This is a genomic window from Mesorhizobium sp. P2_A8 (assembly GCF_056404935.1).
The window spans coordinates 341,327-354,579 of sequence record NZ_JBFUDB010000001.1 but is presented as its reverse complement, the minus strand read 5'-3'; the positions used below and the strand labels follow the sequence as shown (position 1 = coordinate 354,579).

General features: G+C 64.7%; 12 protein-coding genes. 7 read left to right on the top strand and 5 right to left on the bottom strand.

Annotated features, from left to right (window positions below; all coding sequences use genetic code 11):
* Positions 1 to 121 precede the first annotated feature (121 nt).
* Positions 122 to 1,636, top strand: a complete 1,515-nt coding sequence (locus tag AC1D10_RS01710) for a malonate--CoA ligase (RefSeq protein WP_477268553.1) — start codon at positions 122 to 124, stop codon at positions 1,634 to 1,636.
* A 55-nt stretch (positions 1,637 to 1,691) separates the two neighbouring features.
* On the opposite strand, the gene AC1D10_RS01705 is transcribed toward AC1D10_RS01710, so the two are convergent.
* The 5 genes from AC1D10_RS01705 to AC1D10_RS01685 are packed head-to-tail and all read right to left on the bottom strand — an operon-like array spanning position 1,692 to position 6,701.
* Positions 1,692 to 2,804 carry an NAD(P)/FAD-dependent oxidoreductase gene (locus AC1D10_RS01705; protein WP_477268551.1) on the bottom strand — a complete coding sequence of 371 codons (1,113 nt, stop codon included), beginning with the start codon at positions 2,802 to 2,804 and terminating at the stop codon, positions 1,692 to 1,694.
* A 9-nt stretch (positions 2,805 to 2,813) separates the two neighbouring features.
* Entirely contained in the window at positions 2,814 to 3,986 is a 1,173-nt protein-coding gene (gene nagA / locus AC1D10_RS01700; protein WP_477268549.1) for an N-acetylglucosamine-6-phosphate deacetylase, read from the bottom strand.
* Positions 3,983 to 5,017, bottom strand: coding sequence for an SIS domain-containing protein (locus tag AC1D10_RS01695; RefSeq protein WP_477269804.1), 1,035 nt, complete (start codon positions 5,015 to 5,017; stop codon positions 3,983 to 3,985). Before AC1D10_RS01695 ends, nagA begins: the two co-directional genes overlap by 4 nt.
* A 23-nt stretch (positions 5,018 to 5,040) precedes the next feature.
* Complete coding sequence (locus tag AC1D10_RS01690) at positions 5,041 to 5,823, bottom strand: GntR family transcriptional regulator (RefSeq protein WP_379093883.1); 783 nt, start codon at positions 5,821 to 5,823, stop codon at positions 5,041 to 5,043.
* On the bottom strand, positions 5,820 to 6,701 hold the full coding sequence (locus tag AC1D10_RS01685) for a glucosamine kinase nucleotide-binding domain-containing protein (RefSeq protein WP_477268546.1): 882 nt from the start codon (positions 6,699 to 6,701) through the stop codon (positions 5,820 to 5,822). The genes AC1D10_RS01690 and AC1D10_RS01685 overlap by 4 nt, the downstream gene beginning before the upstream one ends.
* A gap of 199 nt (positions 6,702 to 6,900) precedes the next feature.
* Between AC1D10_RS01685 and AC1D10_RS01680 the strand changes: the two genes are divergently transcribed.
* From AC1D10_RS01680 to AC1D10_RS01655, 6 genes are all read left to right on the top strand, one after another.
* The gene (locus AC1D10_RS01680; protein ID WP_477268544.1) at positions 6,901 to 7,860 is read left to right on the top strand and encodes an N-acetylmuramic acid 6-phosphate etherase; all 960 of its coding nucleotides are present in this window, start codon (positions 6,901 to 6,903) and stop codon (positions 7,858 to 7,860) included.
* 2 nt (positions 7,861 to 7,862) lie between these two features.
* On the top strand, positions 7,863 to 9,122 hold the full coding sequence (locus tag AC1D10_RS01675; RefSeq protein WP_477268542.1) for an ABC transporter substrate-binding protein: 1,260 nt from the start codon (positions 7,863 to 7,865) through the stop codon (positions 9,120 to 9,122).
* 237 nt (positions 9,123 to 9,359) lie between these two features.
* Positions 9,360 to 10,289, top strand: coding sequence for a carbohydrate ABC transporter permease (locus AC1D10_RS01670; RefSeq protein ID WP_477268540.1), 930 nt, complete (start codon positions 9,360 to 9,362; stop codon positions 10,287 to 10,289).
* A gap of 10 nt (positions 10,290 to 10,299) precedes the next feature.
* Positions 10,300 to 11,139, top strand: a complete 840-nt coding sequence (locus AC1D10_RS01665) for a carbohydrate ABC transporter permease (protein WP_477268538.1) — start codon at positions 10,300 to 10,302, stop codon at positions 11,137 to 11,139.
* Positions 11,136 to 12,215, top strand: coding sequence for a Gfo/Idh/MocA family protein (locus tag AC1D10_RS01660; protein ID WP_477268536.1), 1,080 nt, complete (start codon positions 11,136 to 11,138; stop codon positions 12,213 to 12,215). Before AC1D10_RS01665 ends, AC1D10_RS01660 begins: the two co-directional genes overlap by 4 nt.
* Before the next feature lie 15 nt (positions 12,216 to 12,230).
* Positions 12,231 to 13,229 (top strand): ABC transporter ATP-binding protein, encoded by a 999-nt coding sequence (locus AC1D10_RS01655; protein ID WP_023810856.1) that lies wholly within the window; start codon positions 12,231 to 12,233, stop codon positions 13,227 to 13,229.
* Positions 13,230 to 13,253: the final 24 nt, after the last annotated feature.

Here is a 13,253-nt window from a genome sequence, read left to right as displayed (position 1 = left end):
TGAGTGACCGCTGTCGGTGGTCTTGACGGCGCGGCCAAGAACCGCGAACTCTCGCCGCCAATGCATGCCAATCGAAAAGCATGCCCAGCGCCGCCGTTTCCGCCACCCCCAGGAAGACTCTATGAGCAACCATCTGTTCGACGCGTTCCGTTCCCGGATGCCGGCGCCCGCGCGCCTGTTGATGGAAACCGATGATGGGCGCTCGCTGACCTATGGCGATATGCTGACGCGGTCGGCGCAGCTGGCGCATGCGCTCTTGCAATTGGATGTCGAGCCCGGCGACCGGGTCGCCGTTCAGGTCGAGAAGAGTCCCGAAGCCGTCCTGCTCTATCTCGCCTGCCTGCGTGCCGGTGCCGTCTTCCTGCCGCTCAACACCGCCTACACACTGGCCGAGCTGGAGTACTTCTTCAGCGATGCTGCACCACGCCTGGTCGTCTGCGATCCGACCAGAGCGGCCGGCATCGGCGCACTGGCGGAAAAATCGGGCGCTGCCACCGTCACGCTCGGCCGCAATGGCGAAGGATCCCTGACGGAGCAGGCCTCACGCCTGCCGGCGGACTTCCACGATGTGGTGCGCGGCGGGGACGATCTCGCGGCGATCCTCTACACGTCGGGAACGACCGGTCGCTCGAAAGGCGCCATGCTCAGCCACGAGAACCTCGCCTCGAACGCGCGGGTGCTGGTCGACCACTGGCGCTTCACGAGGGACGATGTGCTGATCCACGCGCTGCCGATCTTCCACACCCATGGTCTGTTCGTCGCGACCAACGTCGTGCTGATGGCCGGCGCCTCGATGCTGTTCGAACAGAAATTCGACCCCGCCCGCATCGTCTCGCTTTTGCCGCGCGCCACCGCCCTGATGGGTGTGCCGACCTTCTACGTGCGCCTGCTGCAGCAGGACGGCCTGGACCGTCAGGCGGCGAAAGCCATCCGCCTGTTCATTTCCGGTTCGGCGCCGCTGCTGGCCGAGACGCACAAGGCCTGGCGCGCGCGCACCGGCCACGCGATCCTCGAACGCTACGGCATGACCGAGACCAACATGAACACCTCGAACCCCTATGACGGCGAACGGCGCGCCGGCACGGTCGGCTTCCCTTTGCCGGGCGTAGCAGTTCGCATCGCCGATCCCGACAATGGCCGGCCGCTTGCCCAGGGTGAGGTCGGCATGATCGAGGTCAAGGGCCCGAACGTCTTCGGCGGCTACTGGCGCATGCCGGAGAAGACCAAAGCGGAATTCCGCGCCGACGGCTTCTTCATCACAGGCGATCTCGGCATGGTCGACCCCGACGGCTACGTCCACATCGTCGGCCGCGGCAAGGATCTGATCATTTCCGGCGGCTACAACATCTATCCGAAGGAACTCGAAAGCGAGATCGACGCGCTCGACGGGGTTAGCGAAAGCGCCGTCATCGGCGTTGCCCATCCGGATTTCGGCGAAGGCGTCACCGCCGTCGTGGTGCGGTCGCCGGCGTCGCAAATCACCGGGGCCGAAATTCTCGGCGCAATCGCTGAGCGCGTCGCAAAATACAAGCACCCGAAACGGGTGATCTTCGTCGACGAACTGCCGCGCAACACCATGGGCAAGGTGCAGAAGAATCTTTTGCGCGACACCTACAAGGGTCTCTACACATCCTGAGGCTGGAAGTGCTTAAGGCTGGAAGTGCTTAAGGCTGGGGGTGCGCAAGCGGTTGTCAGCCCGGGTGCAACAGCTCCACGACATGCTCGGCGATCGCCAGGCTTGACGTCAGGCCGGGGCTCTCGATGCCGAACAGATTGACGATCTGGCCGGCGCCATGGTCGGCCGGACCCTGGATCGTGAAGTCGGCCGCCGGCTGGCCCGGGCCGGACAGTTTTGGCCGGACGCCGGCATAGGCAGGCTGCAGGGCACCGTCGGCAAGACCAGGCCAATAGCGTCTGATCTCGTCGTAGAAGGCCTCGCCGCGGGTGGGATCGACCGTATAATCCACGCTGTCGATCCATTCGACATCCGGGCCAAAGCGCGCGCTGCCGGCGAGATCGAGGGTGAGATGAACCCCGAGGCCGCCATTGACCGGCACGGGATAGATCAACCGCGAGAAAGGCGACCGTCCCGAGAGTGAAAAATAGTTGCCGCGTGCCAGCCAGTGCGGCGGAATGTGGGCTTGCGGGAAACCTTCGATCCGGCCTGCCACGGCCTGTGCATCGAGACCCGCAGCGTTGACGAAGGCGCCGGCCTGCAAGGCGAAGCTCTCGCCATTGGCATCACGCGTATCGATCCGGATGCCGCCGGCCTCGATGGCCGCGTTGGAAACGGTGGTGAGGAACGCAAAAGAAGCGCCGGCGGCCTCCGCGTCGCCGCGCAGCGACAGCATCAGCGCCTGGCTGTCGATGATGCCGGTCGATGGCGACAGCAGCGCGCCGGCGCATCGCAGCGCGGGTTCGAGGCTTTCGGCTTGTGCCTGCGTCAAGATTTCGAGATCGGCGACCCCACAGCTCTGAGCGTTGGTCCGGATCGCGCCCAGCCTGTCCAACTGGTCCGGTTCCACGGCGACGATCAGCTTGCCGGTGCGGGCATGGGCGACATTGTGCTCGCGGCAATAGGCGTAGAGCCGCTCGCGGCCCTCGACGCAGAACTGGGCCTTCAGGCTGCCCGGCGCATAATGGAGCCCGGCATGGATGACTTCGGAATTGCGCGAACTGGTGCCGGTGCCGATCGTGCCGGCCTGTTCGACCACCAGCACCTCGCGGCCCGACAGGGCAAGCGCCCTGGCGATGGCGAGCCCGACGACGCCCGCTCCCGCAATGACGCAATCGACGTCATGCATGGCCTGATATCACCTCGCGCTATCGGTTGAAAAAACCCTGTCGCCGCCGATCCAGACGTTTCTGATATCGAGATCGTTCGACAGTGCGACAATGTCCGCCGCCGTGCCGTTGGCGAAGCGCCCGAGCCGGTGCGACTGGCCGATCGCCTGCGCCGGATAGAGCGAGGCCATCCGCAACGCCTCCGACAGGTCCAGTCCGACAACCCGGTGGACGTATCGAATAGCCGAGATCATGTCGAGATCCGCACCCGCCAGCGTGCCGTCGGCGAGCCGAAGGCTGCCATCCCTGCGATAGATGGTGCGGCCGTTGAGCGTAAACGAGGTCATGTCGGTGCCGATCGTCGCCATGGCGTCGGTGACCAGCACGATCCGGGCCGGTCCCTGCTTGGCGCGCAGCGCGATCTTGATGGTGGCGGGATCGACATGGATGCCGTCGGCGATGATACCGGCCGACAAGGTGCCGATGTCGATGGCCGCACCCGCCAGCCCGGGCTCGCGGTTGCCGATCTGGCTCATTGCGTTGAACAGATGGGTGACCATCGATGCACCGGCCGCGGCAAAGGTGCTGGCCGTGGCGTAGCCGGTGTCGGAATGGCCGAGGCTGACGATGGTGCCGGCCCTGGTCAGCGCCGAGACGCGCACCGGTTCGACGGATTCCGGTGCTATGGTGGTGAGCAGCACCGGCAGTCTTTGCCGCGCCGCGACCAACGTCGCCTGGTCGGCGTCCGTCATCGGCCGTATCAGCGCCGGATCATGCGCGCCCTTGCGGGCGATCGACAAATGCGGTCCTTCCAGATGCAGGCCGAGGAAACCCGGCAGCTTGCGCAGCGCCGCTGTTTCGCCGGCAGAAATGGCGGCGGTGGTGATGGCGGGCGTGTCGGTGATCAGCGTCACCAGCAACGCCGTCGTGCCGAAGGGCACGTGTGCCCGGCAAATGGTTTCGATCGAGGCGACATCGGGGTGGTCGTTGAGCATGACGCCGCCGCCGCCATTGACCTGCAGGTCGACGAAGCCGGGGGCCAGCATACCGCCGCCGGTCTCGATGACGCGGATGTCGGAGGGAATGGCGCCTGTGGGCAGGATGGCCTCGACGAGACCGTCACGCACGACGAGTGCGTGGCCGTCATGCCAGTCGTCGCCATCGAAAATGCGGGCGCCAGTCAGGGCAAAGCGGTCGCTCATACGGTCTCCGTCACCTTGCGAAGATTGCGTGGCGTGTCCGGATCGAGGCCGCGATGGCGGGCGAAGGCCTCGACGAACATGTAGAAGGAGACGATCAGCGTCAGCGGATCGGTCAGCGGATGGCCGGTGGCGACATGCGGCAGGCGCACAGCGCGCTGGGCAAGTGCGGAGGTGACGAACACCGGCGCTCCCTTGGCCGCCAGGCTGTCGGCGGCTTCGGCGACGGACGGTTCGGATGCATCGCGCGCGGCCAGCGCCAGCACCGGAAAGTCCGGGCCGATCAGTGCCAGCGGGCCATGCATGACTTCGGCGGCACTGTAGGCCTCGGCATGCATGCCGCAGGTCTCCTTGAATTTCAGCGCCGCCTCGTTGGCCATCGCCGCCGACGGGCCGCGGCCGAGGATGAACAGCGACTTCTGCTTCTCGATCGTCTCGGACAGCACCGTCATCCAGTCGCAGGCGATCGCCTTGTGGAAATGCTCGGGCAATTGGAAAAGTGCTGCCAGCAGGGCCTCGTCGCCGGTGGCATGCGCCATCAAGGCAAGGCCCGCAACGGCGGAATTGATGAAGGTCTTGGTCGCTGCCACGCTGCGCTCCGGCCCGGCCAGGATATCGATCGCGTAGTCCGAGGCGCGGGCCAGCGGCGAATCGGCGGTGTTGGTTATGGCGATGGTCAGCGCGCCGCCGGCTCGCGCGGCCTCGGCCATGGCGACGATGTCGGGGCTCTTGCCCGACTGCGAGATCGCCAGGCAGGCCGAGCCGCCGAGCCTGAGCCTGGCTCCATAGATCGAGGCGATCGACGGACCGACCGAAGCGACGGCAAGTCCGGCGGTGAGCTCGACGGCATATTTCATGAAGGTGGCGGCATGGTCGGACGAACCGCGCGCCACGGTGACGACAAACTGTGGGTCACGTTCGCGGATGCCGCGCCCGGCCTCGCTCAGCACCGCGCCGGAGCCGTCGAGCAGGCGGGCGACGGCCTGCGGGATCTCTTCGATCTCGCGCCGCATATGGGTCATCTCAGTCGACATCGTCGGCTCAGTCGGCTCTGCAGTCATGGTCGGCCCTCTTCGCTCGGCCCTGTCAGCCGCAGTTCGGCGACGAAATCATAGGCGTCGCCCCGGTAGATGGAGCGGGTGAATTCGATCACCTTGCCGCTCGCCAGATAGGAAATGCGTTCGATGTGCAGGCCGGCAATTCCCGGCGGCACTTCGAGCAGGCGCGCGTCGCCGTCGCCGAGATTGGCGGCGGAGATGCGCTGCACCGCCCGCACCGGCCGGTTGCCGGTCAATTCCAGCGCCGCATAGAGCGAGGAGCCTATCCCCGCCGGGTCGGGCAGCACGCTGGCCGACAGCGACGCGCGTTCGATCGCCAGCGGCGTGTCGTTGGCAATGCGCAGGCGCGCCACCCGCGCCACAAGTTCGTTCGACGACAGGCCGAGCACCATCATCTCGTCCGGCGAGGGCGCGTAAAGGCCGCGGTCGAGCCAGGCCGAACGCACCGCCATGCCGCGCCGCGCCATGTCCTCGGTAAACGAGGTCAGCCGCGACAGCGATTGCTCGACGCGTTCCATGCGCGGCGCCACGAACGTGCCGGAGCCGTGGCGTTGCACCAGGATGCCGCCCTTGACCAGGTCCTGCACCGCCTTGCGCACGGTGACGCGCGAAATGTCGGCCTTGGTGGCGATGTCGCGCTCGGAGGGTAGCGCGTCGCCCGGTCCGATCAGGCCGCGATTGACCGCGTCCTCGATGCTCTTGCGCAGTTGCAGATAGAGCGGCGCGCCGCTTTGCGACGACTGTTTCAGCGTGGCGAAGATCTGGTCGGCGGCATCGCTCATCGAGCCGCCTCCGCTGTCCCGGTAAAAAGGCGGGCCGCCATCTGCACCGCGCCGCCCAGCGCATCGTCGAGCGGCGGCTTCAGCAGGACCCGGTAGCGCGCCGACAGGCGCGGCGCGTAGAGCGGCGCCAGCCCGCCGAGCAGGCATAGCGGCGCGTCGTCGGCGAGGTCGAGCGCGCCGAGCGCGGCTTCGACATCGGCGACCACCCTGTCCAAAATCCAGTTGGCGACGCTGTCGCCTTTTTCGGCATGCTCGAACACCTTGGGCGCGAAGCCGCCGAAATCGCCGGGCTTGGCGTTGGTGGTGAATTCGACCACGTCCTCAGGATTGTTGCGGAAGACCGCGAGCATGCTCTGCGTCAGCGGTGAGCCCTGGCGGACGCCGTCATAGGCGAGCAATGTCTGTTCGAGCAGGTCGCGGCCGATGCGCGCGCCGCTGCCCTGGTCGCCGACCTGAAACCCCCAGCCGCCGATGGCGCGCGATTTGCCGTTCTTGCGTGCCATATAGGCGGTGCCGGTGCCTAGGATCGCCATGGCGCCGTCGCCGGAGCCGACAGCGCCTTCCAGCGCGATCTCGGCGTCGGTCTCGACGCGGCTGATGCTGAACGGCAGGATGGCCTCGAGTTGCTGCCGGTAGGTGCCGACATTGGCGCCGGCGAGGCCGAGAATGGCCGGTGTCTGCGGAATCAGGTTCGGATCCTGCCCGGCGGCGATGAACGCCTGCCGCGCGGCCTCGACGATGTTCGACCGGGCACCGGTCAGGTCGGTGCGGATGTTGGCGGCGCCGCTCTTGGCGCGGCCAACAACGGCGCCATCCGCAGTTGCCAGGGCGGCCCTGCAGCTGGTGCCGCCGCCATCGATACCGAGCACGAAATTCACGCGATTTCTCCTCCGGGCGGATAATACCAATAATATACCAATAGCCAAGGATTAATTTGCGTTTCAAAAAGATTAAGCCGTATTTTATTGAAAAACCTACATATTTCGTCGACTCAGCGATTTCCGGTCAGCGAATTCGTTAATGCATGTGGACAAGTGGTATTTTTTTGGTATTGTTTTCCGAATTGGAGGAACCGGGATGGCCGAAACGCGCACCGAAGCGCTTCACCAGAATGCCGAGGGGCTGGATATCCAGGCCCCGGACGCCATCCTTTCTTCTTTAGCCGATGCGCAGATCGAGGCTGCAAAGGTCGTGCACAATGCCATTCCCGAAATCGCCAGGGCAGCCGAGATCATCGCGGGTAGACTGAAGGGCGGCGGCAAGCTTGCCTATGCCGCGGCCGGCAGTTCCGGCCTGATGGCGCTGGCCGACGCGCTCGAGTTGCCCGGTACGTTCGGCATTCACCGTGACCGCATCGCCATCCTGATCGCCGGCGGCGACGAAGCCTTCCGGACGCTGGCCGGCGGGCCGGAAGATGATACCGAGGAGGCCGCAGCAGCCGTCATCAATGCCGGCATCGGCAAGGGCGACTGCCTGATCGCTATTTCCGCCAGCGGCACCACGCCCTATGCGGTGCGGGCCATCGAGGAAGCCGCTCGTCGCGGTGCCGCCACCATCGGCATTGCCAACAACCGGGACTCGGCTCTGCTGCGGCAGGCCGAAACCGCGATCCTGCTCGAAACGCCGCCGGAACTGATTGCCGGTTCGACACGCATGGGCGCCGGCACCGCCCAGAAGATCGCGCTCAACATGCTGTCGACGCTGACCGCCGTCCATCTCGGCCATGTGCATGACGGCTACATGGTCAACCTGATGGCCGACAACATCAAGCTGCGCGACCGCGCGGCGCGCATCGTCGCCGCCGTCAGCGGGCGCGGCAGGGACGAAGCGGCGCGCCTGCTCGAGAAGAGCGGCGGCGCGGTCAAGACCGCCATTCTGCTCGCCGCCGGCGCCGACAGCGCCGATGCGGCGGAGAAACTGCTGGAAGGAACCGGCCAGAAGCTGAGGCCGGCGCTTTCCGCGATCGAGGGGAGCAAGGGGCGCACTGCCTCTGTTCTCATCAAAACCGAACCTGAAAAAGGTCAACAGGGAGACTGAGCATGACAACGAAACTACTGACGGCACTGCTTTTGGGCACCAGCATTCTCGGCTCGGCCGGGGTGGCTTATGCCGCCGACGTAACGCTCAACATCGAAAGCTGGCGCGGCGACGACCTTGCCATCTGGAAGGATAAGCTGATCCCGGCTTTCGAAGCCAAGAACCCCGGCATCAAGGTGGTGTTCGCACCATCGGCGCCGACCGAGTACGACGCCGCCCTTGGCGCCAAGCTCGCCGCCGGCTCGGCGGGCGACCTGATCACCTGCCGCCCGTTCGACAAGTCGCTTGAACTGTACAAGAAGGGCAACCTCGCCGACCTCTCGGCGCTGCCCGGCATGGAGAACTTCTCGCCGGTGGCCAAGTCCGCCTGGCAGACCGACGACGGCAAGGCGAGCTTCTGCGTGCCGATGGCCTCGGTCATCCACGGCTTCATCTACAACAAGGACGCCTTCGACAAGCTCGGTATCAAGGTGCCGGAGACCCGCGACGAGTTCTTCGCCGCGCTCGACAAGATCAAGGCCGACGGCACCTACATCCCGATGGCGATGGGCACCAAGGATCTCTGGGAAGCCGCGACCATGGGCTACCAGAACATCGGCCCCAACTACTGGAAGGGCGAGGATGGCCGCGCGGCCCTGATCAAGGGCGACCAGAAGCTGACCGACAAGGACTGGGTCGCGCCGTATGAGGAACTGGCCAAGTGGAAGCCGTATCTCGGCGACGGCTTCGAGGCACAGACCTATCCGGACAGCCAGAACCTGTTCACCCTTGGCCGCGCCGCCATCTACCCGGCCGGCTCGTGGGAAATCGGCCTGTTCAACACCCAGGCCCAGTTCAAGATGGGCGCCTTCCCGCCACCGGTCGAGAAGGCCGGCGACACCTGCTACATCTCCGACCATACCGATATCGGCATGGGTCTGAATGCGGCTTCGAAGAACGCCGATGCGGCCAAGACCTTCTTGTCCTGGGTCGCCTCGCCGGACTTCGCCACCATCTACGCCAACGCGCTGCCGGGCTTCTTCAGCCTGAACTCCTCGCCGGTGAAGATGGCGGACCCGCTGGCGCAGGAATTCGTCTCCTGGCGCGGCAAGTGCAAGTCGACGATCCGCTCGACCTACCAGATCCTGTCGCGCGGCACGCCGAACCTCGAGAACGAGACCTGGGTTGAATCGGCCAACGTCATCAACGGCACCGACACGCCGGAAGCTGCCGCCAAGAAGCTGCAGACCGGCCTCGACAGCTGGTACAAGCCGGCGAAGTAAGAGCTCAGGCAGCGAGATCGGCCGGGCGTATGCCTGGCCGGTCTCGGACTATCCTGGTTTTTCAGATAGCGATTGTCGGCACCGCCTCTCGGCCTTACCCTCCCTTCGTGGGGAAAGGCTGGCTGACCTGTCGCAAGCCTTTGTCCTTCCTGCACCGGAAGGACATTCGGGCCGTGCATCGAGGCGTCATCTAGATCAACTCCCATTTGGAACCGAGAGACGGCGGGGACCGAACTCATGGCCGCAGAAATTCGACCGAAACGACCGTTCCGCTGGCACATTGGCGTCTTCCTGGCGCCGGCGCTGCTTGTCTACACGGCGATCATGATCCTGCCGCTGGCCGGCACGCTGCAGCTGTCGCTGTTCCGCAACATCGAGCAGCACCAGGTATTCGTCGGGCTGCAAAACTTCCGCACGCTGTTCGGCGACCCCAACTGGTCGGTGAATTTCTGGAACGCGCTCCGCAACAATGTCTGGTTCTTCATCATCCACATGCTGGTGCAGAACCCGATCGGCGTGATGCTGGCGGCACTGCTGTCCAGCCCGAGACTGAGATTCTCGGCCTTCTACCGCACGGCGATCTTCGTGCCGACCATCCTGTCCTTCGTCATCGTCGGCTTCGCCTGGAAGCTGATCCTCTCGCCGCTATGGGGCGTGGCGCCGCATCTGCTCGATCTCGTCGGCCTGAAAAGCCTGTTCACGCCATGGCTGGGCAAGGAAGAATACGCGCTGACGGCGCTCAGCCTGATCTCGGTGTGGCAGTTCGTCGGCATTCCGATGATGCTGATCTATGCCGCCCTGCTGTCGATCCCCGAAGAGGTGATCGAAGCCGCCGAATGCGACGGCATCACCGGCATGTCGCAGTTCTGGAAGATCAAGCTGCCGCTGATCCTGCCGTCGATCGGCATCATCTCGATCCTCACCTTCGTCGGCAACTTCAACGCCTTCGACCTGATCTACACCGCGCAAGGCGCGCTCGCCGGGCCGAACTATTCGACCGATATTCTCGGCACCTTCCTTTACCGCGCCTTCTTCGGCTTCCAGCTCCAGGTGGGCGACCCCAACATGGGCGCGGCGATCGCCACGATGATGTTCCTGATCATCCTCGGCGGCGTCTGCGTCTATCTCTTCCTCGTGCAGACGCGCCTGCGTCGCTACCAGTTCTGAGAGGCACGAGATGAGCACCGCAACCCGTTCCCTGCCCCGCACCATCGGTGCCCACGCGATCCTGTTGACCTACACGGCGATCGCGCTGTTCCCGGTGATCCTCGTCATCATGAACTCGTTCAAGTCGCGCGCCGGCATTTTCGGCGCGCCGCTGACGCCGCCGACACCCAAGACCTTCGACCTGATCGGCTACACCACGGTGATCGGCCAGGGCGACTTCATCCACTATTTCCAGAACAGCCTCGTCGTCACCGTGGCGTCGCTGTTCTTCGTGCTTTTGTTCGGCGCCATGGCTGCCTTCGCGCTGTCGGAATACCGTTTTCGCGGCAGTTCGCTGATGGGGCTTTATCTGGCGCTCGGCATCATGATCCCGATCCGCCTCGGCACCGTCGCCATCCTGCAGCTGATGGTGGCGAGCGGCCTGGTCAACACGCTGACGGCGCTGATCCTGGTCTACACCGCGCAAGGCCTGCCGCTCGCCGTCTTCATCCTGTCGGAATTCATGAAGCAGGTGTCCGACGATTTGAAGAACGCCGGCCGCATCGACGGGCTGTCCGAATACACCATCTTCTTCCGGCTGGTGCTGCCGCTGGTGCGGCCATCGATGGCGACGGTCGCCGTCTTCACCATGATCCCGATCTGGAACGATCTGTGGTTCCCGCTGATCCTGGCGCCGTCGGAAGAGACCAAAACGGTGACCCTCGGCGCGCAATTGTTCCTCGGTCAGTTCGTCACCAACTGGAACGCCATCCTGGCCGCCCTGTCGCTGGCGATCATGCCGGTGCTGATCCTCTATGTCATCTTCTCGCGGCAGCTGATCCGCGGCATCACGTCTGGAGCCGTCAAGTGAGTTCGCAAACCCCCCTTCGCGTCCCAAATCCTCTACGGGTAATTGTCGCCGGCCTCGGTAATATGGGCCGCAGCCATGCGCTGGCCTATCACACCAATCCGGGGTTTGAGATCGCAGCCCTGATCAACCGTTCCGACGTGCCGCTGCCGGACGGGCTGTCGGGCTACGGCATCCGCCGTTCCTTCGACGAGGCGCTGCGCGATGAAGAGCCTGACGTCGCCTGCATCGCCACCTATTCCGACAGCCATGCCGACTATGCGGTGAAGGCATTCGAGGCCGGCTGCCACGTCTTCGTCGAAAAGCCGCTGGCAACGACGGTGGCCGACGCAAAACGCGTCGTCGCCGCGGCCAAGGCCAACGGCCGGAAGCTGGTGATCGGCTACATCCTGCGCCATCACCCGTCCTGGGTCCGGCTGATCGCCGAGGCGCGCAAGCTCGGCGGCCCCTACGTGTTCCGCATGAATTTGAATCAGCAATCCTCCGGCCACACCTGGGAAACGCACAAGCAGTTGATGAAGACGACCTCGCCGATCGTCGACTGCGGCGTGCACTATCTCGACGTGATGCTGCAGATCACCGACGCGAAGCCGGTCGAGGTGCGCGGCATGGGGCTGCGGCTGACCGAAGATGTCGCGCCCACGATGTACAATTACGGCCATTTGCAGGTGCTGTTCGATGACGGTTCGGTCGGCTGGTACGAAGCCGGCTGGGGTCCGATGATTTCGGAAACCGCTTTCTTCGTGAAGGACGTCATCTCACCGAATGGCTGCGTGTCGATCGTCATGAAGGAGGGGGTGAAGTCCGATGACATCGACACCCACACCAAGACCTCGACCATCCGCCTGCACAGTGCCGCGACCCGCCCCGACGGCAAGTTCGTCAAGCCTGACGAGATGCTGTCGATGGCAGGCGAACCCGGCCATCAGGATCTCTGCGATCTCGAACAGGCCTTCGTGCTGAAGGCGATCCGCGAGGATCTGGATCTCACCAAACATATGGACGACGCTGTGAAATCGCTCGCCGTCTGCCTTGCCGCAGACGAGAGCGTGCGCAGCGGCGCCGCCATCAAACTCTAGAACAGGGACGAAGCCGTGGGCTCGCTGAACATCGAGAACGTGAAGAAGGCCTTCGGGCCGGTCGAGGTGCTGAAGGGCATCAACCTCGAAGTGAATGATGGCGAATTCGTCGTCTTCGTCGGCCCGTCGGGCTGCGGCAAGTCGACCTTGCTCAGGGTCATTGCCGGGCTGGAGGATTCGACCTCGGGCCGCGTCGTCATCGACGGCGCGGATGTCTCCGCCACGCCGCCGGCCAAGCGCGGCATCGCCATGGTGTTCCAGACCTATGCGCTCTACCCGCATCTGACGGTGAAGAACAATATGGGCCTCGGCCTCAAGCAGGCCGGCACGCCGGCGGCCGAGATCGAGCGCCGCATCGGCATCGCCTCGTCGATGCTGTCGCTGGAGCCCTATCTCGAAAGGCGGCCGGCCGAGCTGTCCGGCGGCCAGCGCCAGCGCGTCGCCATCGGCCGCGCCGTGGTGCGCGAACCCAAGCTGTTCCTGTTCGATGAGCCATTGTCCAACCTCGACGCGGCACTGCGTGTCAACACGCGGTTGGAAATCGCGCAGCTGCACCGCCGGCTGAAGGCGACGATGATCTACGTCACCCATGACCAGGTCGAGGCGATGACGCTGGCCGACAAGATCGTGGTGCTGAATGCCGGCCGGATCGAGCAGATCGGCGGCCCGATGGAGCTCTACAATTCGCCGGCAAACGAGTTTGTCGCCGGCTTCATCGGCTCGCCGAAGATGAATTTCGTCGATGGAGCCCGCCTGGGCGAGACAGCCAAGACCATCGGCGTGCGGCCGGAACATCTGACCGTCGATCCCAAATCCGGTGCCTGGAAGGGTACGGTCGTCCACGCCGAGCATCTCGGCGCCGACACCAACCTCTATCTCGACTGCGAGAAGGCCGGACTGATCACTGTACGCATCTTCGGCGTCTACGACGCCGAACCCGGCGCCACGCTTTATGCGACGCCGGACCCGGCGAAAACCTATCGGTTTGGCGCGGATGGGAAGGTGCTGAAGTAGGGCGCGCGTAGCGCGGCAGGTCTT

Coding starts and splice junctions, on each gene's coding strand:
- AC1D10_RS01710 (WP_477268553.1), top strand. CDS start 122: ATGAGCAACCATCTGTTCGACGCGTTCCGTTCCCGGATGCCGGCGCCC.
- AC1D10_RS01670 (WP_477268540.1), top strand. CDS start 9,360: ATGGCCGCAGAAATTCGACCGAAACGACCGTTCCGCTGGCACATTGGC.
- AC1D10_RS01680 (WP_477268544.1), top strand. CDS start 6,901: ATGGCCGAAACGCGCACCGAAGCGCTTCACCAGAATGCCGAGGGGCTG.
- AC1D10_RS01690 (WP_379093883.1), bottom strand. CDS start 5,823: ATGAGCGATGCCGCCGACCAGATCTTCGCCACGCTGAAACAGTCGTCG.
- AC1D10_RS01695 (WP_477269804.1), bottom strand. CDS start 5,017: ATGTCGACTGAGATGACCCATATGCGGCGCGAGATCGAAGAGATCCCG.
- AC1D10_RS01675 (WP_477268542.1), top strand. CDS start 7,863: ATGACAACGAAACTACTGACGGCACTGCTTTTGGGCACCAGCATTCTC.
- nagA (WP_477268549.1), bottom strand. CDS start 3,986: ATGAGCGACCGCTTTGCCCTGACTGGCGCCCGCATTTTCGATGGCGAC.
- AC1D10_RS01705 (WP_477268551.1), bottom strand. CDS start 2,804: ATGCATGACGTCGATTGCGTCATTGCGGGAGCGGGCGTCGTCGGGCTC.
- AC1D10_RS01665 (WP_477268538.1), top strand. CDS start 10,300: ATGAGCACCGCAACCCGTTCCCTGCCCCGCACCATCGGTGCCCACGCG.